The sequence below is a fragment of the Herbaspirillum sp. C9C3 genome, assembly GCF_013359625.1.
Lineage (GTDB): Bacteria > Pseudomonadota > Gammaproteobacteria > Burkholderiales > Burkholderiaceae_D > Herbaspirillum.
The window spans coordinates 1-24,418 of record NZ_JABFMQ010000040.1 but is presented as its reverse complement, the minus strand read 5'-3'; the positions used below and the strand labels follow the sequence as shown (position 1 = coordinate 24,418).

At 61.0% G+C, this 24,418-nt stretch carries 19 protein-coding genes; 6 read left to right on the top strand and 13 right to left on the bottom strand.

Annotation, left to right across the window (positions count from 1 at the left end):
* Positions 1-51: 51 nt before the first annotated feature.
* The 7 genes from HNO82_RS21295 to HNO82_RS21265 are packed head-to-tail and all read right to left on the bottom strand — an operon-like array spanning position 52 to position 7,880.
* The gene (locus HNO82_RS21295) at positions 52-846 is read right to left on the bottom strand and encodes a GntR family transcriptional regulator (protein WP_349627581.1); all 795 of its coding nucleotides are present in this window, start codon (positions 844-846) and stop codon (positions 52-54) included.
* 13 nt (positions 847-859) lie between these two features.
* Positions 860-2,479 (bottom strand): gamma-glutamyltransferase family protein, encoded by a 1,620-nt coding sequence (locus HNO82_RS21290; RefSeq protein WP_175345058.1) that lies wholly within the window; start codon positions 2,477-2,479, stop codon positions 860-862.
* 52 nt (positions 2,480-2,531) lie between these two features.
* Positions 2,532-3,509, bottom strand: coding sequence for an ABC transporter ATP-binding protein (locus HNO82_RS21285; protein ID WP_175345057.1), 978 nt, complete (start codon positions 3,507-3,509; stop codon positions 2,532-2,534).
* 10 nt (positions 3,510-3,519) lie between these two features.
* On the bottom strand, positions 3,520-4,479 hold the full coding sequence (locus HNO82_RS21280; protein ID WP_175345056.1) for an ABC transporter ATP-binding protein: 960 nt from the start codon (positions 4,477-4,479) through the stop codon (positions 3,520-3,522).
* A 9-nt stretch (positions 4,480-4,488) separates the two neighbouring features.
* The gene (locus HNO82_RS21275; protein WP_249777066.1) at positions 4,489-5,364 is read right to left on the bottom strand and encodes an ABC transporter permease; all 876 of its coding nucleotides are present in this window, start codon (positions 5,362-5,364) and stop codon (positions 4,489-4,491) included.
* Between the two features lie 38 nt (positions 5,365-5,402).
* On the bottom strand, positions 5,403-6,377 hold the full coding sequence (locus tag HNO82_RS21270; protein WP_008327791.1) for an ABC transporter permease: 975 nt from the start codon (positions 6,375-6,377) through the stop codon (positions 5,403-5,405).
* Between the two features lie 3 nt (positions 6,378-6,380).
* Positions 6,381-7,880 (bottom strand): ABC transporter substrate-binding protein, encoded by a 1,500-nt coding sequence (locus HNO82_RS21265; protein ID WP_175345054.1) that lies wholly within the window; start codon positions 7,878-7,880, stop codon positions 6,381-6,383.
* 426 nt (positions 7,881-8,306) lie between these two features.
* Here HNO82_RS21265 and HNO82_RS21260 point away from each other — a divergent pair, with 426 nt between their 5' ends.
* Both HNO82_RS21260 and HNO82_RS21255 read left to right on the top strand, forming a co-directional pair.
* Complete coding sequence (locus HNO82_RS21260) at positions 8,307-8,768, top strand: MarR family winged helix-turn-helix transcriptional regulator (protein WP_175345053.1); 462 nt, start codon at positions 8,307-8,309, stop codon at positions 8,766-8,768.
* 358 nt (positions 8,769-9,126) lie between these two features.
* On the top strand, positions 9,127-10,146 hold the full coding sequence (locus tag HNO82_RS21255; protein ID WP_008327794.1) for an alpha/beta hydrolase: 1,020 nt from the start codon (positions 9,127-9,129) through the stop codon (positions 10,144-10,146).
* 117 nt (positions 10,147-10,263) lie between these two features.
* Here HNO82_RS21255 and HNO82_RS21250 read toward each other — a convergent pair whose 3' ends face one another.
* Entirely contained in the window at positions 10,264-10,932 is a 669-nt protein-coding gene (locus tag HNO82_RS21250) for an alpha/beta hydrolase (RefSeq protein WP_175345052.1), read from the bottom strand.
* Between the two features lie 178 nt (positions 10,933-11,110).
* Between HNO82_RS21250 and HNO82_RS21245 the strand changes: the two genes are divergently transcribed.
* Entirely contained in the window at positions 11,111-11,788 is a 678-nt protein-coding gene (locus HNO82_RS21245; protein ID WP_008327796.1) for a hypothetical protein, read from the top strand.
* Between the two features lie 44 nt (positions 11,789-11,832).
* Here HNO82_RS21245 and mog read toward each other — a convergent pair whose 3' ends face one another.
* On the bottom strand, positions 11,833-12,462 hold the full coding sequence (gene mog, locus HNO82_RS21240) for a molybdopterin adenylyltransferase (RefSeq protein ID WP_175345051.1): 630 nt from the start codon (positions 12,460-12,462) through the stop codon (positions 11,833-11,835).
* Positions 12,452-13,057, bottom strand: coding sequence for a ribosome biogenesis factor YjgA (yjgA, locus tag HNO82_RS21235; RefSeq protein ID WP_008327798.1), 606 nt, complete (start codon positions 13,055-13,057; stop codon positions 12,452-12,454). Before yjgA ends, mog begins: the two co-directional genes overlap by 11 nt.
* A 75-nt stretch (positions 13,058-13,132) precedes the next feature.
* On the opposite strand from yjgA, the gene pmbA reads away from it, so the two are divergent.
* The 3 genes from pmbA (at position 13,133) to HNO82_RS21220 (ending at position 16,737) form a co-directional block, all read left to right on the top strand.
* Positions 13,133-14,497, top strand: coding sequence for a metalloprotease PmbA (pmbA, locus tag HNO82_RS21230; RefSeq protein WP_175345050.1), 1,365 nt, complete (start codon positions 13,133-13,135; stop codon positions 14,495-14,497).
* A 67-nt stretch (positions 14,498-14,564) separates the two neighbouring features.
* On the top strand, positions 14,565-15,056 hold the full coding sequence (locus tag HNO82_RS21225; RefSeq protein ID WP_175345049.1) for a GNAT family N-acetyltransferase: 492 nt from the start codon (positions 14,565-14,567) through the stop codon (positions 15,054-15,056).
* Between the two features lie 82 nt (positions 15,057-15,138).
* Positions 15,139-16,737: an MDR family MFS transporter gene (locus tag HNO82_RS21220; protein WP_175345048.1), complete on the top strand. Its 1,599-nt coding sequence runs from the start codon at positions 15,139-15,141 to the stop codon at positions 16,735-16,737.
* A gap of 71 nt (positions 16,738-16,808) precedes the next feature.
* Here HNO82_RS21220 and HNO82_RS21215 read toward each other — a convergent pair whose 3' ends face one another.
* From HNO82_RS21215 to HNO82_RS21205, 3 genes are all read right to left on the bottom strand, one after another.
* Entirely contained in the window at positions 16,809-21,422 is a 4,614-nt protein-coding gene (locus HNO82_RS21215; RefSeq protein WP_175345047.1) for a PDDEXK-like endonuclease domain-containing protein, read from the bottom strand.
* Between the two features lie 13 nt (positions 21,423-21,435).
* Entirely contained in the window at positions 21,436-21,954 is a 519-nt protein-coding gene (locus HNO82_RS21210; RefSeq protein ID WP_175345046.1) for a hypothetical protein, read from the bottom strand.
* A gap of 563 nt (positions 21,955-22,517) precedes the next feature.
* The gene (locus tag HNO82_RS21205; RefSeq protein ID WP_175345045.1) at positions 22,518-24,011 is read right to left on the bottom strand and encodes a cryptochrome/photolyase family protein; all 1,494 of its coding nucleotides are present in this window, start codon (positions 24,009-24,011) and stop codon (positions 22,518-22,520) included.
* Positions 24,012-24,418: the final 407 nt, after the last annotated feature.

Below are 24,418 nucleotides of genomic sequence, written 5' to 3'. Positions count from 1 at the left end.
CAGCGCCCTTTCTGGACAGAACGCATCTCACGCCTATTTATGAAATGGGTTCTAGAAAGACCGCCGCACCCGCACCGACACATACGCAGGCGGCTTGGTAGTGGCCGTGGCCCGCGCACTGTGCAGGCGGTGCAGGGTGATCTGATTGACATCGGCATGGCTGCCATCGATGTGCTCACCCATCAGACGCATCGCTGCATCGGCGTCTGCTGCGGCGATGCAGTCGAGGATGGCGGCATGTTCCTCGTAGGTCGAATGCAGGCAATCGCCATAGAGAAAATCCAGCCGCCGCACGATGCGGATGCGGTCGGTGAGACGGTCGAAGGTTTCGGCCATCTCCTGGTTGCCGGCCGCCCGCACCAGCGTCTGGTGAAAGACCTCATCGAGCTGCGCGGCCTTGGGGCCATCCAGTTCGCGCAAGCCGGCGGCCACGCACCAGGTGCTGCGCAGACCGGCCAGCACGCTCTGCTCACCTGCCTGCGTGCACAGGCGGCGCACGGCGTGGGTCTCGATGAGCTTGCGCATTTCGTAGAGATCGGCAAAGCGCTTGAAGTCGATCGGCACCACCTCCCAGCCACCGCGCACGTAGCCCTGCATCAGGCCATCGTTCTGCAGGCGTTGCAGCGCCTGCCGCACCGGCGTACGCGAGACCTTGAAATACGCCGCAATCTCGGTCTCGGTGATCTGGTCACCGGGCAAGAGGCGCATGTCGAAGATGTCCTGGCGCAGTTGCGCATAGACATATTCGGGCAGGGAACCATTGCGCACCTGTGCCTCCTCGCCCTCGGCGTCGGGGACGAGGGCGGCAGCAGCGGGTTCGGTGGTGGAGGCAGCCAGGCTTTTCACGATGGAGACTTTCTTACCATGCCGCCACACTGCCATCGGTACGCGGTTCGGTCCCGCCGCAGAGCACGCCTTCGTCATTGCGCCAGATGATCTGGCCGCGACCGAAACCGAGCTGGTTGCCCGACCACGACACTTCGTGTCCCAGCCCGCCCAGGCCACGGAAGAGATGTTCGGCCGTGGTGTGCTCGATGCTGACCTTGTTTCCTTTCTCCCATTCCCAGCGCGGTGCGTCCAGCGCGGCTTGTGGATTGAGGCCGAAGTCGACGGTGTTCATCACCATCTGCACATGGCCCTGCGGCTGCATGAAGCCGCCCATCACGCCGAAGGGGCCGACGGCCTGGCCATTGCGTGTCATGAAGCCGGGAATGATGGTGTGATACGGTCGCTTGCCCGGTGCCAGCACATTGGGATGCCCGGCTTCCAGCGTGAAATTGTTGCCGCGATTGTGGAGCGCGATGCCCGTGCCCGGTACTACCAGGCCCGAGCCGAAGCCCATGTAGTTGCTCTGGATGAAGGACACCATGTTGCCCTCGGCATCGGCCGTGCACAGGTACACCGTACCGCCGCGCGAAGGGTCGCCCGCCACCGGCAGCGTGGCGCGCGGACCGATCAGCTTGCGGCGCTCATCGGCATAGGCGTCCGACAGCAATTGCTCCACCGTCACCTTCATGTGCGCCGGATCGGCGATGTGGGCCAGGCCATCGGCATAGGCCAGCTTGATGGCTTCGATCTGGCGGTGATAAGTGGTCAGGGTGTCGCGTTCGCTGAAGTCGTAGGCCTTCAGCAGGTTCAGCGCCATCAGGGCCACCATGCCGTGGCCGTTGGGCGGAATTTCCCAGACGTCATAGCCGCGATAGTTCACCCCGATGGGGTCCACCCACTCCGGCTGGAAGGCCGCCAGGTCGGAGGCCTGCATATATCCTCCGGCCTGCTGCACGAAGCCGGCAATCTGTTCTGCCAGGGCACCGCGATAGAAGCTCTCGGCGTTGTCTTCGGCAATCGCCTGCAGGGTGGCGGCATGACCCGCCGAGCGCCATAGCTGGCCGGCTTGCGGGGCTTGCCCATCGATGCAGAAGGTGTCGAACCAGGACTGGAAATGCGCTTCCTTGAATTCGCGCCTGAAGTTCTGCTGCGCCACCTGCCACGCATGCGCCACCATCGGCGAGACCGGGAAGCCCTCACGCGCCAGCGTGACGGCACCGGCCATGGAATCGGTCAGGGCCAGCTTGCCGAAGCGCCTGGCCATGGCAGCCCAGGCGCTGGGCGTACCGGGCACCGTGACGGGCAGGGCACCATATTTCGGGACGTCCTTCAGGCCGGCACCGGTGAGCTTGTCGGCGCAAATCGACTGTGGCGCCGGGCCACTGGCGTTGAGTCCATGCAGCTTGCCGCCATGCCAGACCAGCGCAAAGGCATCGCCGCCGATGCCGTTGGCGGTAGGTTCGACCACCGTCAGCGCAGCCGCGGCGGCGATGGCCGCATCGATGGCATTGCCACCGCGCTGCAGGACTTCCAGGCCCGCTTGCGCGGCCAGCGGCTGCGAGGTCGCCACCATGCCACGACGGGCATAGACGGCGCTGCGGCGCGAGAAATAGGGATAGTGGTTGCTGCTGAAGTCGGGGAAGGCGGGCATGGCAGTCTCTCGTTCTTGGTTCAGGGGCGTATTTTAGCGGGGCGCTCGCGCCTCATGTCGGGCGCAGCGTCAACTCAGGCCGGCTCAGATGGCAGGCCACGGTATGGGTGGGGCTGATCTTCACTGCCGGTGGCGTCTCGGTCCTGCATACCTCCATGCAGGACGGGCAGCGCGGATGGAAATGACAGCCTGTGGGCGGCGCTGCCGGATTGGGAATGCTGCCCTGCAGGACGATGCGTTCGCGTTTTTCGCGCGGATGTTCACGTGGAATGGCTGAGAGCAGCGCCTGGGTGTAGGGATGGCGCGGCTGGGTGTAGACCTCTTCACATGTGCCCGATTCCACCATGCGACCGAGGTACATCACGCCGATGCTGTCGCTGACATGGCGGATCACGGCCAGGTCGTGCGAGACGAACAGGTAAGTCAGGCCCAGTCCCTGTTGCAGCTCGCGCAGCAGATTGAGAATCTGCGCCTGGATCGATACGTCCAGCGCCGACACGGCTTCATCGGCCACCACCAGCTTGGGCCGCGTGATGATGGCGCGGGCGATGCCCACGCGCTGGCGCTGGCCGCCGGAGAATTCATGCGGATGGCGCGCCGCGTAGGCCGGGTTCAGGCCGACCATCTCCAGCGCCTCGGCCACCTTGCGCTTGCGGGTGGCGCGGTCGTGCAGCTTGTGCACGATCAGCGGTTCTTCCAGCACTTCGCCGATGGTCATGCGCGGGTTCAGCGAGGCGTACGGGTCCTGGAACACCATCTGCATATGCCGCCGCATGGCGCGCAGTTGGCCTTCGGGCAGCAGGGTCAGTTCCTGGCCCATGAAGCGCACGCTGCCTTCGCTGGGTTCGATCAGGCGCAGCACGCTGCGCCCGGTGGTGGACTTGCCGCAGCCGGATTCGCCGACCAGTCCCAGGGTCCGGCCTTCGGCGATGCTGAAGCAGACGTCGTCGACTGCCTTGACGATGCTGCCACCGGCGGCGAAATGTTTTTTCAGTCCGTGGACTTCGAGCAGGGGAGGAAGTGGGGTCATGTTCTCGCCTTCAATGCGGATACCAGCAGCGCACACTGTGACCATTGCCCAGATCTTCCAGCACTGGCATCTCCTGGCGGCAGATGTCCTGGGCGCGGCTACAGCGGGCGGCGAAGCGGCAGCCTTGCGTGACGGTGCCGGGCGGCGGCACGCTGCCGGGAATGGCCGTCAGCGGCGCGCCGGGCGTGGCGTCCAGGGCGGGACGGGCGCGCATCAAGGCGTGCGTGTAAGGGTGGGCGGGACGGTCGAACAGGTCCTCCACGCTGCTCTGCTCGACCACCTGGCCGGCATACATCACCACCACGCGCTGGCACATCTCGGCCACCACGCCGAGGTCGTGGGTGATCATCAGGATGGAGGTTTTCTGCTCGCGCTTGAGGTCGCGCATCAGGTCCAGGATCTGCGCCTGGATGGTCACATCCAGCGCCGTGGTGGGTTCGTCGCAGACCAGCAGCCGGGGCTGGCACAGCAGGGCCATGGCGATCATGACGCGCTGACGCATGCCGCCCGAGAGGCTGTGCGGATATTCGTCCACCAGCTGTGCGGCACGAGACAGGCCCACACGTTCGAGCATGCCAATGACCTTGGCGTGGATCTCCTGGCGCGGCAACGGGGTGTGGATGCGCAGCATTTCACCCAGCTGGTCGCCGATGCGATGCAGCGGGTTCAGCGAGGTCATCGGCTCCTGGAAGATCATGGCGATCTCCTTGCCACGGATGCCGCGCAGGGTGGCCTCATCGGCCTGCAGCAGATCGCGCTCGCCGAAGCGGATGGCCCCCGACAACCTGGCCTGGCTGGCCATGGGGAACAGGCGCAGGATGGACAGCGCGGTGACGCTCTTGCCGCAGCCGGATTCCCCCAGCAGACCCACGGTTTCATCCTGGCCCAGAGAAAAGGACACGCCGTCAACCGGCGCAACGCGGCGGCCGTGGCTGAGAAATTCGATCTTGAGATTCTCGATGGTGAGCATGGGTGTTCCTCAGCGGCTCAGTTTGGGGTCGAACACTTCGCGGATGCCGTCGCCCAGCAGGTTGAACCCCAGCACCACCAGGAAGATCGCCAGCCCCGGCCACATGGCCAGCATTGGCGTGGTGTTCAGGTAGCCCTGGGCGATATGCAGCATGGACCCCCAGCTCGGGTCTTCCGGCTTGGCGCCCAGGCCGAGATAGGAGAGCCCGGCTTCGGCGATGATGGCCGTGCCCATGGCGAAGGTGGCCTGGATCACCAATGGCGCCAGTGAATTGGGCAGGATGTAGCGCCACATGATGCGCAGGTGCCCGGCACCGATGGAGCGCGCCGCCATGACGTAGTCGAGATTGCGGATGGTCATGGCCTGGCCGCGCGCCAGGCGCACGAAGGAAGAGGTGAAGCCGATGCCCACCGCTACCATGGCATTGTAGAAGCCGCCGCCCAGCGCCGCCGCCAGGGCCAGCGCCAGGATCAGCGAGGGAAAGGCTTGCAGGGCATCGACCACGCGCATGACGATGGCATCGACGGCGCCGCGATAGTAACCGCTGACGATGCCGATGGGCACGCCCAGCGAAAAGGCCAGCCCGACCGAGATCAGTGCTGCCTGCAGCGAGATGCGCGAACCGTAGAGCATGCGCGTGTAGATGTCGCGGCCCAGGTCATCGGTGCCGAGCCAGTGCGCGGCACTGGGACCAGACAGTAGATTGCCGTAGTCCTGGTCAAAAATCGGATCGTACCGGGCCAGTACCGGTGCACTTATCGCCAACAGGACCAGTACGGTGATGATCACCGCACCGATCACCGCCAGACGGTTGCGGCTGAAGCGGCGCAGGGTGCGCCAGCGCGGCAGCGCTGGCAGGGCCTGTGCAGGAGAGGGAGGGTTCATGTCGGGAGACGTCATGGTTGGGTGCGTGCAGCAGACAGTCAGCGGGCGATGCGCGGGTCGATCACGCTGTAGAGCAGATCCACGCACAGGTTGACGATGACCACCATGACGGTTGCGGCCAGTACACCGGCCTGTACCGTGACGTAGTCGCGCTGGAAGATGGCATCGACGATCATCTTGCCCATGCCGGGAATGCCGAAGATGCTCTCGGTGATCACCAGCCCGCCCAGCATGCCCGAGACCATCAGCCCGCTGGCTGTGACCACCGGGATCATGGCATTGCGCAACGCATGGCCCAGCACTACCTGCCAGTCGCGCAGGCCCTTGGAGAAGGCGGTGCGGATGTAATCCTCGTTGAGCACTTCCAGGAGGCTGCTGCGCACCATGCGCATGAGGATGGCCGATTCGCGCAGGCCGGTCACGACCATGGGCATGATCATGGCGATCAGGTTGGCATGCCAGTCCACCGACAGCGGCACGAAGCCCGAGGCGGGCAGCCAGCCCAGCTTGACCGCAAACAGAATGATGAACAGCATGCCCAGCCAGAAGTGCGGCACCGACATGCCGAACAATGCAATCAAGGTACCGATGGCATTGGCCCAGCCGCGCGGACGTGCCGCCGACAGGATGCCGGCCGGCACCGCAATGAGCACGGCCACCAGGAAGCTGCCGATGGCCAGCTCGATGGTTACCGGCAGGCGTTGCCAGAGGGCATCGGCCACCGGGGTGTTGTCGATGAAGGACCGCCCCAGGTCGCCATGCAGCACCGCCCACAGCCAGTGCCCGTACTGCACCAGCAGCGGATCATCCAGCCCCAGTTTCAGGCGCAGGGCGGCTGCGGCTTCCGGCGTGGCTTCCATGCCGAGGATGGCGGCCACCGGATCGCCCGGCAGCACCGCCAGCAGGGAAAACACCACCATGCTCACCAGCAGCAGGGTGGGGACCGACAGCAGCAGTCGCCGGACCAGCTTGGGCAGGCGCGGCAACGCCAGCGGCTTGAGCGAGCTGGCCATGACTTACTTGGAGACAGTGGCGGTCCGGATCACGCCATCGGGCACGTACTGGAAGCCCTTGACCGATTTGGCGATGCCGAAGAGCACGTTGTCATGCACGATGTAGATGTAGGGCACTTCCTTGACCAGGATCGTCATGGCCTGCTCGTAGAGCGTCTTGCGCTTGGCCTGGTCGCCTTCCACCCGGGCCTGCTGCAGCAGGTCGTCCACTTCCTTGGCGCCGAAGTGGGAGTAGTTCAGGGAGCCATTGGTGGTGACGAAGTCATAGATGTTCTGGTCCGGATCGGGACGTCCGCTCCAGCCCACGAAGAGGCCCTCGAAGTTGCCGGTCTTGCCGGCCTCGATCTGGGTCGCCAGTTCGGTCTTCTCCAGTGTGACGGTGATGCCGGCCGGGCGCAGCATGCCCTGGATCATCTGGCCGACCTGCAATTCATCGGGCGTGGTCGGCAGGGTCAGCTTGAAGCTGAAACCACCTTCCTTGCCGGCGGCCTTGAGCAGGGCCTTGGCGCGTGCCACATCCACCTTGGGCGGCACATCGCTGGGACCGTTGGCGAACTGCGCCTTGGAGAAGGGGGAGTGGCCCGGTGCCACCGCATTGTTGTAGACCACCTTGGCGATGGCGTTGCGGTTGATCAGGATGTCGACGGCTTCACGCACTTCCTTCTTGTCGAACGGGGGCTTGGCGGTATTCATGTAGAAACCGCGGAAGCCCAGCGACGGCTTGTTCAGTACCGTGTAGCTGGCATTGGCCGGGACGTTGGTGATTTCCTTGTAGGGGAAGCGGTTGCTGATGTCGACCTGGCCGCTGCGCAGGTTGTTGAAGGCCACATTGACGTCCGGCATGATCTTGTAGACCACTTCATCCACCTTGGGCAGGCCGGCGCGCCAGTAGTCGGGATTCTTCTTCAAGGTGATGGTGGCGCCTTTGAGCCGGCCTTCATAGATGAAGGGGCCGGTGCCGACCGGATGGTTGACGTAGTCCTCGCCGTATTTCTTCACGGCGGCCGGTGACGACATCATGCCCGAACGGTCGGTGAGAACGGACAGGAAAGGGGCGAAGGGCGTGGACAGATCCAGCTTGATGGTGTGCTCGTCCACCACCGCGATCTTGCTGATGTACTTGAGCTCGTTGCGGCGCAGGGAGGTCTTCTCCTGGCCGCGCAGCAGATTGAACTCCACCGCCTTGGCATCGAAGGGCGTACCGTCCTGGAACTTGACGCCTTTGCGCAGGTAGAGCGTGTAGGTCTTCTGATCGTCGGAGACGGTCCAGCGCTCGGCCAGCATGGGAACGATCTTGCCTTCCCCATCCAGGTCCAGCAGCTTGTCGAAGATGCTCTGGTAGACGATACGCTCGTTGAGCATGGATGACTGCGTCGGGTCGAGCTTGCCGGGATCGGCATCCAGGGAGATGTTGAGCGTCACCGCCAGCGCGGGCAGGGCGCAGGTGGCCAGCACGGCCGAGGACATCGCGGACAGCAGGAAACGGGAGACACGCTGGTTCATTCGTTTTTCCTTTCAGAAGTCATCACGGATGGAGCGCAACCGGCCTGGGCGGCAAGCCCGCCTGCCGCGGCCATCGGGCCAGCTTAGGCGATGGAAACGGTGAAGGCAAGGACGGATACGTCAATGTATACAACAAAGAAGACATGCAGGAAGCGTGCCATCGCGTCAGCGTCGCGTCAGTTGGCAAGGGTGTATCGCCGGTTGGGAAAGTGATGGACTGGGTCCTCCTTGAGGATGGGGTGCACGCCTTGCTTCTGCCCCGATGGCGGGCGTGCCCCTACCTTGCGGGGCAGGCATGCCCAGTGAAGGTGCACACGGGCGGAGTGGCTGCCCCCAAGACGGGACGTGGCGTTGCCGCGACGGCTTTCCATTCATTTTTAATTAAATCGCTTGCTATTTAATTTTGGCCTCGCTAAACTGCGCTGCATGAATTCGAAAACAGACAAACGCAAGTCGGCCCCGCTGCTGGATGCCCAGTTGTGTTTTGCGCTGTACTCGACCTCGCTGTCGATGAGCAAGCTCTATCGCAAGCTCTTGCGCAACATGGGCATCACTTATTCGCAGTACCTGGTGCTGATGGTGTTGTGGGAGCAGGATGAGTTGACCGTCTCCGAGATCGGTGAGCGCCTGGTGCTGGATTCGGCCACGCTCACGCCGCTGCTCAAGCGCATGCAGGCGCAGGGCCTGGTGAGCCGGGAACGCGCCGCCAGCGATGAGCGGCAGGTGGTCATCTCGCTCACCGCCGAGGGCGACAAGCTGCGTGAACAGGCAGCCGATTTGCCGCGCGAAGTCTTGCGCGCCACCGAGTCGAGCACCGCCGAGCTGACAGCGATGAAGGAAGAACTGATGGCCCTGCGTGCCCGCCTGCACAAGAATACGGGCGAGTGAGCAGGGTGGTTTGAAGGGATGAGGTGGCCAAGCCGAGTCCCTTTTTGAAAATTGAATATATAGTGCGCTATTAAATAGTTTATTAAGTTATTGTGGCTGGAGAGATGCGGGAAAACCTTCGCTCCCGGCATGCAGGTCAGGTGGCATCGCCTGAATGCACCGTTATACGCAGAGCCAATAGCATCAAATAAGTAGTTTGCTATTTAATAGTGTTTTATGTTTATTGCCGCAAGGCGCGATTTTCTGGCGTCGTACGCCAGGGCAGTACCGCAGTACCACGCAATACGAAAGCAGTTCCCTCGCAGCACCTACCCGGTGAACCTCACCGATCCGATCATCAGAGAAAAGGAAGAAGATCATGACCTCGTTCAAGCAACTCGCTACCGTCGCCGCCATCGGCCTGGTTGTTGGCAACGCCTACGCTGCCGGTGACGCCGGCGTGGAACCGACCACCCAAGCCTTCCTGCAGGCGCTGGAAGCCGGCGGTGGCAAGCCCCTGGAGCAGCTCTCGCCACAGGATGCGCGCGCCGTCCTGGTCGGTGCGCAAGCCAGCGTGAAGCTGGACCTGCCCAAGGCCGACGTCTCGGAAAAGACCATCACCGCCGACGGCCAGCAGATCAAGCTGACCATCGTGCGTCCGGCCGGTGTGACCAAGACCTTGCCGGCCTTCATGTTCTTCCATGGTGGCGGCTGGGTGCTGGGCGATTTCCCGACCCACGAGCGCCTGGTGCGTGACCTGGTGGCCAACTCCGGTGCGGTGGCCGTGTTCGTGAACTACACCCCCTCGCCGGAAGCCGGTTACGGCGTGGCCATCAATCAGGCTTACGCTGCCACGAAATGGGTGGCCGAGCATGGCCGTGAAATCAAGGTCGACGGCAAGCGCCTGGCCGTGGCCGGCAACAGCGTCGGGGGCAACATGGCCGCCGTCGTGGCGCTGATGGCCAAGGAAAAGGGCGGTCCCGCCCTGCGTTCGGAAGTGCTGCTGTGGCCGGTGACCGATGCCAACTTCGAAACGGCCTCCTACAACCAGTTCGCCAATGGCTATTTCCTCACCAAGAACATGATGAAGTGGTTCTGGGACAGCTACACCACCGATGCCGCCAAACGCAAGGAAATCACCGCCTCGCCGCTCAACGCCACCCCGGCCCAACTGGCCGGCCTGCCGCCGACCCTGATCCAGACCGCCGAAAAGGATGTTCTGCGTGACGAAGGCGAAGAATACGGCCGCAAGCTGCAAGCCGCTGGCGTGGCCGTGACCACGGTGCGCTATGACGGCATGATCCACGACTTCGGTCTGTTGAACGTGCTGGCCAAGGTGCCCGCCGTGCAGACCGCGATGCGCCAGGCTGGCGAGGAACTGAAGTTCCACCTGAAGTAATCGCAAGATTTTCCTGTGCCAGCATTGGCGCAGGAGAAACGACAACGCCCCCGCACGCGTGCATCGTGCGGGGGCGTTGTCATTGCCAGTGTAGTTGCAGGCGCCGGGTAATCGGACTCAGGCCAGCACCTTGGTCAGCCATGTGCCGATATCCTCGACTTCCTCGCCGCACACCGAGTGCTGCATCGGATAGTCGTGCCACTCCACCTTGTGGCCCAGTTGCGTGAGCAGCTCGCGTGACTTGAGCGCGCGCTCCAGCACCACCACCGGGTCCATGGTGCCGTGGGCCATGAAGATCGGCGTATCGTGGTTGGCGGCGTGACGCTCGGCCTCGATGGTGGAGGCCAGCGGCAGATAGCCGGACAGGCACATCAGGCCGGCCAGTCGCTCAGGATGGCGCAGGCCGGTCTGCAGCGTCATGGCGCAGCCTTGCGAGAAACCGGCCAGCACGATGCGCTCGGCGGGGATGCCACGCGCGCGCTCCTGGGCGATCAGCGCTTCGATGGCGGCTTGCGAGGCACGCAGGCCGGGTTCGTCTTCACGACGCACCAGGTCGGGCGCGAAGATGTCGTACCAGGCGCGCATGACGTAACCGCCGTTGATGGTCACCGGCATGGTCGGCGCAGTGGGGAAGATGAAGCGGATCGCCGGACAGCCGGACAGGTCCAGCTCGCGCACGATGGGCACGAAGTCCGAGCCATCGGCACCCAGGCCGTGCAGCCAGATGACGGAGGCGGTGGGGTTGGGAGCGGTATCGATCTGTATCGTCTCGAGGGGAGCGGACATGGATGTGCGGTTCCTGTTGCGGTCGTTGTAGGGAAGGGCAGGGCGCGGCATTTGTGTCTGTCCTTGCGCGGGAGCACAATACGGCCTTGCCCCTTGTCATGCAGAGCGTCTGTGCTGCAATGGGCTGACATCATACGATGAACGCCGCCCTCATGGCGGTGCCGTACAAGGAAAACCCATGATCCGCATTCCATCGCGCCGCCTGTCGGCGTCGTCGCTATTGTCTTCGCTACTGGCCGCTGCACTGGCCTTCGCACCGTTGGCCGGTCACGCCGAGGCCGAGGGCCGGCTGTTCCAGCCACGCGGCGAAAACCTCATGATCTCGCCGCCACCCGGCTGGCGCCTGGCCTACATGGATGGCGATCCCGACGGTAATTACGTGGTCGATTTCCTGCCGCCCAACGAAGCCCACGATTCCTGGCGCGAGGGCTACATGGGCGTACAGCGCCGCGGCTTTCCTGCAGCCGGCCTGCTGGCCAACATCCAGGCGCGCAACCTGAGCGTGGCGCAGGTGGCCCTGAGTGAGGTGATGCAGGGTGCCCAGCGCAACTGCCCGGGCCGCTTCGTGGCCATGGCGCAGAAGGACGGCAGTACCAACAACATTCCGGTCTCTGTCAGCGGTGGCTTCTGCGACCGTACCGGTCCAGTTGCGCCCTATGGCGAGGGAACTGTACTGGCGGTGTATCAGGGCAAGCAGCAACTGTTCGTGGTGCAGTTCAGCTGGCGTCCGCCGACCGAAAACAGTTTCCGGCAATATCCCTACCGGATCTCGCCGGCCGGGCTGCAACAGTACCTGGATCTGCTCAATGCAGCCACGCTGTGCGGCGGACCGGATGAGGGGAAGTGTCCGAACTGAAGGAGGGAGGGCGGGCGCGCATCGCAGTGCGGCCCGCAGATGGCTTACCTGCTGGCGGGCCGGATCGCTGACTTGGGGCGGAAGGCCTTGCAGACGGTGTCATCGGTCTCGATGTAGGGACCACCGATGAGGTCGATGCAGTAGGGGATGGCGGCGAAGATGCCCGGTACCTTGACCTTGCCGTCCTCGTCCTTCAAGCCTTCCAGCGTCTCGCGGATGGACTTGGGCTGGCCGGGCAGGTTCAGCACCAGCGCGGCATGGTCGTCGGTCTCGCGGATGACGGCGACCTGGCGCGAGAGGATGGCCGTGGGCACGAACTGCAGGCTGATCTGGCGCATCTGTTCGCCGAAGCCCGGCATTTCCCTGGTACCGACGGCCAGCGTGGCTTCGGGCGTGACATCGCGGCGCGACGGGCCGGTGCCACCCGTTGTCAGCACCAGGTCACAACGGGCCACATCGACCAGTTCCACCAGGGTCTGTTCGATCTGTGCGCGTTCATCGGGGATCAGGCGGGTCTCGACTTCGAAGGCGCTGGTGAGCGCTTTGCCCAGCCATTCCTGCAGGGCAGGGATGCCCTGGTCCTGGTAGACGCCGCCGGAGGCGCGGTCGGAGACGGAGACCAGTCCGACCCGCAGCACTTCACGGGCGACGGGCGTCACGGCCTCAGCGCTCATCGTCATCCTGCTCGTGGGCCTCATCCTCGGCGGCTTCGCTCTTGGCGCGTGCGGCCTGGGCCTGCAACTGCTTGAGGATCTGGAAGATTTCGCGGTAAGCCTTGGGCGGCTTGTTTTCCGCCTGCTCCTTGCGGGCATTGCGGATGAGCGTACGCATGTGCTGCACATCGACTTCGGGATGGCGGTTCAGCAGTTCGGTCAGCGCCTGGTCGTCGGCCAGCAGCTTTTCGCGGCGGCGTTCGAGGGCGTGCATGGCGGCGGTTTCCGCCTTGGAGGCGCCGTGCCAGCTGTCGATGGTCTTCTGGATGATGGCCAGTTCGTCGGGTTCCAGGGTGCGCATCTTCTTGCCCACGTACTGCATCTGGCGGCGACGGCCTTCGTGGTCCTTGATCTGCTGGCATTCGAGGATGGCGTCGCGCACGTCTTCCGGCATGGGCACGCGCTTGACGCGGTCACGCGGTTCGTTGACCAGCGATTCACCCAGCTTTTGCAGGGCATCCATCTCGCGCTTGAGCTGGGACTTGGAGGGGCGGTCGTATTCCTGTTCGAATTCGCTGGATTGGAATCCGACAGCACCGCGGTTGGCATTGGGCATATCGTGAGGTCGAGAAATAAAGCTTAACGGCTGCTATGATAACCGTTTTACCCGCATTTCAGAGAAAACAGGCTCATGAGCGATACCCCATTCACGCACAGTCAGGACCAGTTGAAGCAGTTGGCGCAGGATGTCCTGCGTTATGCCCGGGACAAGGGCGCCTCGGACGCCGCCGTCGACATCAGCGAGGGCAGTGGTCTGTCGGTAGCGGTGCGCAAGGGCAAGATCGAGACCATCGAGCAGAACAAGGACAAGGGCATCGGCGTGACGGTGTTCCTCGGAGAAGGCCGCCAGGTGCGGCGCGGCAACGCCAGCACCTCGGACTTTTCGCAGCAGGCGTTGAAGGAAACCGTCGAGGCGGCCTACAACATCGCCCGCTTCACCGCCATCGATGACTGCGCCGGCCTGCCCGACGCCGAGATGCTGGAAATGGCCCCGCGCGACCTGAAACTGTTTTCGCCATGGAACATTTCCGCCGAAGAAGCCGTTGCACTGGCCCAACGTTGCGAAACCGCAGCCCTCGAGACCGACCCGCGCATCACCAACAGCGAGGGGGCCGGCGTCTACGTGCAGCACTCGCATTTCATCGCGGCCAACAGTCGTGGCTTCATGGGCGGCTACCCGTTCTCGCGCCACACCATCTCGGTGGCGCCCATCGCCGGCAAGGGCGCGGGCATGCAGCGCGATGACTGGTATTCCTCCAAGCGCGATCCGAAGAAACTCGCCCAGCCCGAAGCCATCGGCCGCTACGCCGCCGAGCGCGCGCTGGCGCGCCTGAACGCGCGCAAGCTCACGACCCGCAAGTGCCCGGTGCTGTTCGAAGCCCCGCTGGCGGCGGGTCTTCTGGGTGCCTTCGTGCAGGCGGTGTCGGGCGGTGCGCTGTACCGCAAGTCGACCTTCCTGCTTGACTCGCTGGGCCAGCAGGTCTTCCCCGAGCACATCCAGATCCTGGAAGATCCGCACGTGGTCGGCGGTGTCGGTTCGGCTCCCTTCGACGAAGAAGGCGTGCGTACAGTCAAGCGTGAGGTGATCAAGGATGGCGTGGTGCAGGGCTACTTCCTGTCGACCTATTCGGCCCGCAAGCTGGGCATGCAGACCACCGGCAACTCGGGGGGCTCGCACAACCTCACGCTGCGCTCGGACCTGACCACCAAGGCCGATACCTTCAAGGGCATGTTGAAGAAGATGGGCAGCGGCCTCCTGGTGACCGAGCTGATGGGGCAGGGCGTGAACTACGTGACGGGCGACTATTCGCGCGGCGCCTCGGGCTACTGGGTCGAGAATGGCGTGATCCAGTATCCGGTGGAAGAAATCACCATCGCCGGCAACATGAAGGACATGCTGCGCCAGATCGTGGCCGTGGGCAATGACACGCTCATTCGCGGTACCAAGGAAACGGGTTCCATCCTGCTGGAAAACATGACCATCGCTGGCGACTGATCGTGCCGCACGCCGCCGGTCTCCCGGCGGCGCCACGGCCAGCGCTGCCCACCCGGGGAGGCAAGCCATGGACGACATCCACATCCGGCGCGGCTATCTGCCAGGCGCCATCGGGCGTGTAGCCGAACTGCACGCGGCCTACTACACCGAGAACTGGAGCTTCGGGGTGTACTTCGAAGCGCGCATCGCCACTGAACTGGCAGCCTTCATGAGCCGCTACGATGACAGTCGCGACGGATTCTGGACTGCCACCGTGCATGGTCGCGTCGAGGGTTCGCTGACCATCGACGGCCAGCATGCGCAGCAGCAGGGGGCCTGGCTGCGCTGGTTCATCGCTTCCGAAAAACTGCGCGGACGCGGCGTGGGCGATGCCCTGCTGAGCGAAGCGGTCCGCTTCTGCGCGCAATGTGATTTCCCTTCGATCTACCTGTGGACTTTCGAGGGACTGCACGCGGCCCACAAGCTCCATCAGCGCCACGGCTTCGTCCTCACCGAAGAGCGCATCGGCTCGCATTGGGGCGTCAAGCTCAACGAGCAGCGTTACGAACTGCTCTTGTAGGGCACACGGCAGGCCCGGCCGGGCAGCGCTAAAATGATGGTTTGGCGCATACGCGCAACTTCGGACATCCGCTCCCCGCAACATGGCCCTACACACCGATGCCGCTCACTCCAGCGGCCAAGTCCTGCCTTTTCGCGAATCCCTGCTGGCCACTCTGGGCATCTGCTTCGTCATCATGCTGGTGGCCCTGGACCAGACCATCGTCGGCACCGCGCTGCCGACCATCGTGGCCGAACTGAAGGGCTTCGAACTCTATGCCTGGGTCGCGACGGCCTATCTGCTGACCTCGGTCATCACCGTGCCCATCTTCGGGCGGTTGGGCGATTACTTCGGCCGCAAGCCCTTCGTGATCGCTTCCATCATCGTCTTTGTCGGCGCTTCCGCCTTGTGCGGGATGGCCAACAGCATGCTCTTCCTGGTCATCGCGCGCGGTTTGCAGGGTATCGGTGGCGGCATGCTGGTGGGGACCTGTTTCGCTTCCGTGGCCGACCTGTTCCCCGATCCGCGCGTGCGCTTGCGCTGGCAGATCATCCTGTCGGTCTCGTTCGGCATCGCTACTGCAGTCGGTCCGTCGCTCGGCGGCTTCCTCACCCAGGGGCTGGGCTGGCGCTGGGTGTTCTACTGCAACCTGCCCATCGGCGTGCTGTCGCTGTATTTTGTCTGGCGCTTCGTGCCGCACATCCGCCACATGCAGCACGCCGGCAAGATGCGGCTGGACTGGCCCGGTGCGCTGTTGATTTCGCTCTCGCTGGGCAGCCTGCAATTGCTGGTGGAACTGCTGCCCAAGCGCGGCATCACCGGCGGCATGATGGTCTTGCTGGCAGTCTCGGTGGCGGCCTTCTATGCCCTGTGGAAGTGGGAGCAGCGCGCTGCGCAACCGATCCTGCCCTTCGAGATGATGCGCGACAAGGCACTGGCCAGTCTGTTCGTGTTGTCGGTGCTGGCGGGTTTTGCGATGTTCTCCTTGCTGATGTATGCACCGCTGCTGTTCCAGGGCGGATTCGGCCTGAGTCCGCGCGAGGCGGGCCTGCTCATTACACCGCTGGTGGCCTGCATCACCGTGGCCAGCATCGTCAATGGTCGCATCATCACGCGCATTCCCAATCCCAACCTGATGATGAATCTCGGCTTTGCGCTCATCGCCGCATCCTGTCTGGGCGTGGTGCTGTGTGACCGTAACACCGGCAATACCTTCCTGCTGGTGGTGATGCTGGCCGGTGGTTTCGGACTGGGACTGGTGCTGCCCAATCTCACCGTGTTTGCCCAGCAGGCCGCCGCGCGCGAACATCTGGGTATCGCCACGGCCTTGCTGCAATCGCTGCGCATGATCGGCGGGATGCTGGGTACGGCCATCACCGGCACGCTGGTCAGCCAGATGTATGGCGCGGGCGTGCAGAAGGCATTGGAAGGGGACCACGCGGCACAATGGCTCAAGGACTTCAGTGACCCCGAAGTGCTGGTCAATCATGACATCCAGTCGGTGCTGCTGGCCCGGCTGATGCAGGCCGGACATGATGGCTCGGCCCTGCTGGAAGCCGCGCGCGAGGCACTGGTGGGTGCCATTCACATGGGGATCGCCATTGCCATCGTGGCCGCGCTGGTCGGACTGTGGATGGTGCGCCGGGTGCCGCCGATCCGCTTCGACCAGGACAAGAAGGTGGAGCCGGTGATGTCGGAATGAGTTGCCGACTGCATGAAAAACAGACCCGCTGGTTAACCCCTAATTTCTATAAATACAATTTCACTTTTCATTTACTCCTGGCCCGCGACGTCATCAGTTGCCAACCTCTGCTCGGGAGGGAAAGCCACTACCTTCCTCGACTCAACGTGGATGCTGGTGACAGGAACATCTACCCCGCTGGGCTGAATACCATGGGCGGTAAGTGTGTCGATGAGATCTCGAACGACTTCATCCTTATGAAGCACAAAGGTTGATGCAAAGCAGCGCCAAAATCGCCATCCAGCTCGTTCCAGGATGCGCTGCCGGCGCATATCGCTGTCCCATTGGTCAGGGCCGTGATACCGGTCACCATCGCACTCGATTGCTAGGCGACTGTCAGCGTCACCTTCCACAACCATGTCGATTCGGTATGAGCCGACGGGAACTTGTGGAGTCACACGGTAGCCACGGGCAACTAGGATATCGAAGACCTCCCGCTCAAAAGGGGACTCACAGAGTTCGCGAAGATTTTCTAGTTCCTCCTCGTCCTGGAAGAAGGGTGCTTGGAAATGCTGAATGAGCTTAGAACGCAATTGGTCCGTCTGACTCAGTTCTTCGGCCTGCATACTGCGCACCAAGTACATTCGGTCTCGAGCTCGGGAAGCGGCGACATTAAACCGTTGTGCAACCATATCTTGCGTCTGTGCGTGCGCCTGACCAGGCGAAGCAACCATGGACAAGAACATGATGTCGCGTTCCTTGCCTTGGAAGGTGCGGGCGTCGCCGCAGGTGATTTTATATTGTGTGACCACCTGTTCACCAAGCTCATCATTGAGCATCTGCATGACCTTGAGCGCCTGCTCGTTACCCAAAAGGGATACGACACCAATGGTTCGCCCATCCAATGCACGGTTCTCAGCGATGGCGCTAATTTCATCAACGATGAAGCGGGCTTCGGGCAGGTTGATGTCCTTGTTGCGATATCCGTCGGTGACGTAAACATCGACGAGTGGCGGGTCCAGACGCTCTGAAGCCTTTGGCATCCGTAGTGGCTTGAGTTCATGGTTATAGAACTCACGCTTTGAATACTCGATGATAGGAGCCACGCAGCGGAAATGCTCTCGCAACATTACAGCGCTCTTGGCAAATACCACCTTGAACAAGTCATAAATGGAACGCTCTGGAGTCATCTGGGACCGGTAGATGTCCACTTGGTTGGTAAGGAAGCGAGTCATCAGATTCCTGATTTTCTCTTCCTCAAGACCAACACCTTCCGGCGAGACCTGCTTGTCGTCACCGACAATCAAAATCTTCTTTGCACGCAGAATGGCGGGCAATGCGGTCAGGTCAGATTGAGAGGCTTCATCGATAATAACCAGGTCAAAGCCCCCGAAGCTGGCCGGCAGCGATTCGCAAATCCGGTAGTGCGGCATAATCCAGCAGGGAATCGCACCATTAGCCCGCTCAGCGGCGAATCGCGCATCCTGGCGGTAACGCCCGGCACGGATGCCAGTCCCTTTACCGATCTTTTTGATGGCCGACCGGTAGGCCTCGAGGGCCGCCCTAACGTCATGCGTAGCGTTTTCAGCGAGCTTGAGCCATGTACGCTTGTTGACGGCATCTTGGTAGAGCTTGGCAAGGTCATGCTCGAGATCTATTCGCAGCTTCGACAGTCGCTTCAATTCGTGACGGCCATCAATCTTGTCGACAAAGCTAATCAACCTGCACAGGCGCCATACCTCACGCCAATTGTCCGGCAGTAAAGCATCGTAAGTTCCCGAGTGGGCCTCAGTGCGAAGCTTCGACGCCCATTTCTTGGCACCCGAGGCCTCAATCAACTGGGTAACTTCGGAAATCGTTTTAAGGTTTCCTGCCAAAGAGTAGACTCGACGGAGTTCTTCCATCAATTTTGACCACTCACCCTGAATATCGCTGTCAGTGCATTGCAGAGCGCCCAAGCGCGTGCTCAGAAACTCTCTCAGCTGCTCAGTAATAGCACCTTCGCAATCGAGAAGCGCTTTCAGGAACGATTCCTTGACCACCCAAGTTTCGGCAAGGCGATGGCGTGTCAGGTGATGTTGGAAAATACCCTCAATCTCCCCAAGCAGTTCCTTTGTGTATGGCGTTTGGAGGGCTTTCGGCCAAGTTGGCAGCAAAGGCTGCACGGCTGTAACCATGTCCAACTCATCCGAAATACTAGCTGCAACCTTGTTGTAGAGGTCTATTGCAATGCCTGCGGCAACCAGGCGCTCTGGCTTTTCTTCAAAACGTGGAAGAGAGAGTTCATCTGCCAAGGTGTTCCAACGAATAAGTAATGCCTTGCTCTGCTGCAGAAATTTGATGAACTGAAGTACGTGCCCCCACTCGTCCGACGAACCGGGCTTGGCGCCGACTACTACGACCGCATCCAAGCCCCGCTTTTGCTCACTTTTTCCGAACATTCCAGCCAGCCCAAACGGCTTTTTCCCCTGCGACAGATTGGTGACTGCCTCGATCAACTCGTCGTTGGCTTCGAAGCCGTCAGACAACGTTACCGGTTTAACCAAAAACTGCTTCCGAGTATCTAGCGCAGCAAGGATTTCATCCTTAAGACCCAGAAATAAATCCAGGATTTCGTTCTTTGAACTGCGACGTAGGTATTGCTGCAACCCAGCAGTCCAAGTCTGCTGGGCATTATCAATTTCCTGAAGCAACAACCTAATGTTCGACACCTTAACGGTGGCCGTCATCGCAGCCTGAATAGCCTCTGGAGTAGTGCTGACAAGGCTCGGAACCACACCGTCAGACTCTTTCGCCTTCAACTCACTTAGCCGAGACAGGTCCTGATGAACTTGCAAAAGCTTTCCCGTTTCGGGAAAGTCCCCAATTTGGGGAACACGTTTGTCGAGATAGGCCAAGCCGGCGCCGACGGCGAGTCGTGCTTCACGCAAGGCGGAAATGTCAGTGTTCCCAAATTGTGGCTTGTGGCTGGATCCGATGGTCAGGACATCCGGGAACCACAAAACCTCATTGCGGTTTACTGCGACATCTTCAGCGACCTCAACAGGCGTGAGGGACTCGTCATCAATCTGTACTTTCTCTAGGTTAAGACTCGCCCAGTTTGCGATTTCCTTATCAGTCTTGGCAATGAATCCATGTAGCGCGTCAATTTGACCGTCAATTTGTTCGATTTCCCGACGATATACTGAGCGGTCAATTCGAGTGACTTCCGCGGCAATCTTGTTGATGGCGAATTCGAATTGCTTCATGCCCTCAGCTTCACTGGTCAGAAGACTGATAGCTAAGGGTCGAATGGACTCAGGCAGCTTTTCCTGCAAGACACTCAGCGCCGGGTCCTTCATGGAGGTAACCAAGACGCGCTTGCCCAAAGCAAGGTAGTGGCAGATTACGTTTGCGATGGTGTGCGTCTTACCTGTTCCCGGCGGACCCTGAACTACCACTCCATCATGCGCTTCGAGCATCTGAATAATCTGGACTTGCTCATCGTTGTAGGCCATCGGAAAGTACAGTTCCGAAACGTGGTCAATCCTTGATCCAGTGCCACCGCCGCTTCCGTGAACAACTGATAGGCCACGGAATGGCGGTAGGGTTACTTCTTCGTTCTTAGACGAGGGCTCCGTTACAAGGGACAAGACGGCGTCTGGTAACGGGCCAAGGTTTTCGGCGGCAAGCTTGGCCTCAAAGCGTTCCAAGTCTTGAACTAGCAGATTGCTAGTACGCGGACGTGCCAGCAGTACCCAGGTGTCCGTGACCACCAGGTTCTCTATGGATTTTGGAAGGCTTCGGTCATCTGCGGTGGTTTGAGGCGGCCAGTAGGTTCCGGATGCGTCTAGGAAGGTGGCGGCCGACTGCAGCAGCGGCTCGAAGGTGCTTGGTTCGAAGGGATTAAGCATACCGCCAGTCGAATCGAAGAATTTCTTGCTTGTCTCAACCAGCTTGGCGACTCCTGGGTTATCCATCGCAGCATAGATGTCGACCTCTAACCGGGGCTCTGAGGAGCGAGGTCTGATTTCCAGCGCCATGGTTGTTTCGTTCAGCGAAATCTCGACGAGCTGAGTCAGCAACGGATAAGAGAGAGCGCCAGATGGCAACGTCCAGAGCGCAACACCGATGCCCCAGACCAGTTCGAGCTGGGAGTCGACGAGGTTACCTTGCATTTTCTGGGAGAGCATGAAGAGCTCGGAGTAGAGCGAAATACTTTTCCGAATCTCCTTTTCGCGTTCAGCCCACGGGCGCCATACAACCTCAACGTAAGATTTGAGCTGCCCCTTGAGCAATTCACTGTCCGTGAAGTCTTCCAAGGAAATAACGATGGACTCAACTTTATCCTTAGCGACTTCGCCTTCTACGACAAGCTCGACTGGACTAACCACCAACGCCCCAATATCGATAAGTGATTGGCGTACCGCGTGAGTCTTGAGACTGGGCTCTTTATTTGGTGCCTTAGGAAGGTCAATCCATAGGCTGAGGAGCTTGCTATCAGGGATAGGAGGATTCGTCTCGTGCAGTCGGTCCAAGCGAAGCCAAACCTCATCAAACTCCGTTTCTTGGCAGTTGAATGTCACACCGGGTAAGCCTTTGATGCGCTCCTCCGTGCGAGTGAAATCCTTGTGTTGCGAAAAATTCTGTAGTGGCGTCTTTTTCAGCAGGGTAGTTTGTTTGGCAAACTCGATGAGTGCAGCTAGACGTTCGTTTTGAATGGTCATCTGATATAGCTTTCTATTTGGTCATGAGCACGATGATCACCAGAACGGCCAGGCCCATGAGAATCCATTTCATGTTGGCACTGCCGGACTCAGTTGTGGATTTGGTTTGGAATGTCGTGCGCATCACACCGTACTTAAACTGGGCTTCATACGCTGATTTGCACGCTGAGCACGAAAGGTGCTGCACAACACCATCAAGAGTTGAGACGAAGTTTGGCGTTTTACAGTTAGCGCACTCAACTATCACTCGGTCAGGGAAGACTTGCGGAGGCGGCGCGTCTGCCCGCTCGGGGACAGTAACTCTTGGTGGTTGATTAACCGGAGCCGCCGGATAAGTCTGTGGCACAACCGTTCCGGTCGAGAGTCGGAGGACAAGGTCATCAACCTCGACCTTTAGGGTTCGAGCTTTCGGCCTGTCTCGAAAACCCAATTCAAACTGAATCGCCTTCAGTGTCTTCAGGTCGCCGTGTGAAGAGGCGACCAACGTTTGAATCTGCTCGATTCCGTGCTTGAAGTAAGGACGATACGCCATGAAATCGCTCTGTTACATGTTGTAAATACTGCAAACCTCACAGTAGCCTTGTGTGCGTGGATTAGCTTGCCAAGATTGACATTCTACAAACAAATGTAATGCAGTGTTGGCGAAAACACCGGTATGGCACGGCCAAATGCAAAGAATTGCCTACTTTTGTAACGGAGTTTGTCTGGGGTTTCGTGTAAAGCAGCAATTGCTCATCTCATTGAGGAGCGTCTGCAATTGCCGAACAGTTTGCGTTGAGCCACCGCTGCTGAACGGCGGTCCAGTGAGAATGCTGACGTTGCTTCATCCAAGAGCTGGATGTCCGCTGAGGAGCGGTTTGAAACCTTCCATTCCCCTAATTGTTCGAACGAGCGAACGCTGGAATGAAGCGGGCGGGAGGAAACACCGCCCGTAAGAGTTTGTGTGCATTAGGATGTATTCGTACATACATCAACATATCCCCCAGAACGCAGTGTTTACTGGCGGGGTAATCGGTTTTCTCGCCTAATTATTCGCCGTCAGTGATGGCTCCTTAGGTCTGTTTTTTTGGGGGGCTTCAACATTGAGGAGCTGGCTTATTCGGCGCTGTCCGTTTTCTTGACCACCGCATAGCGTGCCAGCGTGCGTTCGCGCGCCTCGGCGTGATCGACGATGGGACGCGGATAGTTCTGCCCCAGTGTCACCCCGGCCGAGAGGCGTTCATCGGGTGTGGCCGTCCAGGGCGCGTGGATGCGCTTGTCGGAGAGCCTGGCCAGTTGCGGCAGATAGCGACGGATGAACTTTCCATCCGGATCGAATTTCTCGGACTGTGTGACCGGATTGAAGATGCGGAAGTAGGGCTGGGCATCGCAGCCTGAGGACGAGGCCCACTGCCAGCCGCCATTGTTGGCGGACAGGTCGAAGTCGTTGAGGTGGCGTGCAAAATATTTTTCGCCGCGGCGCCAGTCGATGCCCAGGTCCTTGGTCAGGAAGCTGGCCACCACCATGCGCAGACGGTTGTGCATGTAGCCGGTCTGGTTGATCTGGGCCATGGCGGCGTCGACCAGCGGATAGCCGGTGCGGCCTTCGCACCAGGCGGCGAACAGTTCCTCGGCGTGCTGGCCTTGCTCCCACCGGATGGCGTCGTACTCCGGCTTGAAAGCCTGGTCAGTCACGCGCGGATGATGATGCAGGATCATGAAGTAGAAGTCGCGCCAGGTCAGTTCCGACAGCCACACGGCGGCGCCGGCGGCGCCCTGTCCCGCGTGCATCGCCTGCATCGCCGCACGCGCGAGGGTGCGGATGGAGACGGTGCCGAAGCGCAGGTGGATCGACAGATAGGAAGGACCCTTCACTGCTGGGAAATCGCGCGCCGTCCCATAGGCGCCGATACGGCCCAGGAAGTCCTCCAGCAGGGCCTCGGCACCGGACATGCCGGTTGGAATCTTCAGTTCGTCCAGATTGCTGGGTCTGAAGCCCAGTGCCTCGTGCGAGGGCAGCCCGTGGGGCGTCTTGGCGGCTGGCCTGGCCAGCGCCTTGAAGTATTTTTCGACCGGGTAGGGCTTGAGGTAGAAGTCGCCGCCCGCCGCGGCCAGCCTGGCCATCCACGCGTTCTTGTAGGGCGTGAAGACGGAGAAGGGCCTGGCCGACTGCGTCAGCACTTCATCCTTTTCAAAGATCACCTGATCCTTGTAGCTGAGCAGTTGTGCGCCTTGTTTCTTCAGCGCCTGGGCGACCGCCGCATCGCGTTTTACCGCGGCGGGTTCGTAGTCGCTGTTGGTGAAGACTGCCTGCACCTCCAGTTCGGCAGCCAGGTTGGTGATGCAGGTAGCGGCCGGTCCATGCAGCACGATCAGTCCGCCGCCCGCTTTCTGCAGGGCCTGGTCCAGTTCGGCCACGCTGGCCAGCAGGAAATCGACACGGCGATCCTGCACCACGCCCTCGGCCTTGAGTGCATCGAGGATGTCGGTATCGAAGACGAACACGCACCACACGGAGCGGCTCTGCGAGAGCGCATAGTAGAGGGCGGCATGATCGGTGTGGCGCAGGTCACGGCGGAACCAGACCAGGGACTTGTCGAATTGGGGCATTGCGTGGCGATCAGAGTTGGCGGTGTGTCGCAGGATGAGCGGACGCGAAGAGCGTGCCGCTGCCATGGGCAGACCTTGCGCATGATAAAAGATTTCGCACCCGCCAATTTGCCTGAGATGGCGATGAACCTGCTTTGACGCGGACTGCTTGGATTCGTAATGAAGATGGGGGGAGGGCGGGCGCTTTGCTCGCGGTCCCCAAAATACAAAAGGCCGATTGACTTGCGTCAATCGACCTTTTCCATTTTGCTGCGCACTGAGGCACTCGGTCACGTCCCGCGACCCCGTCCGGCCTTGCAAGGCCGGACTTTCTCGTCCCTCCCGCAAAGCGCGCAGGCGCTTTGCTCGCGGCCCCCAAAATACAAAAGGCCGATTGATTTTCATCAATCGACCTTTTCTATTTTGGT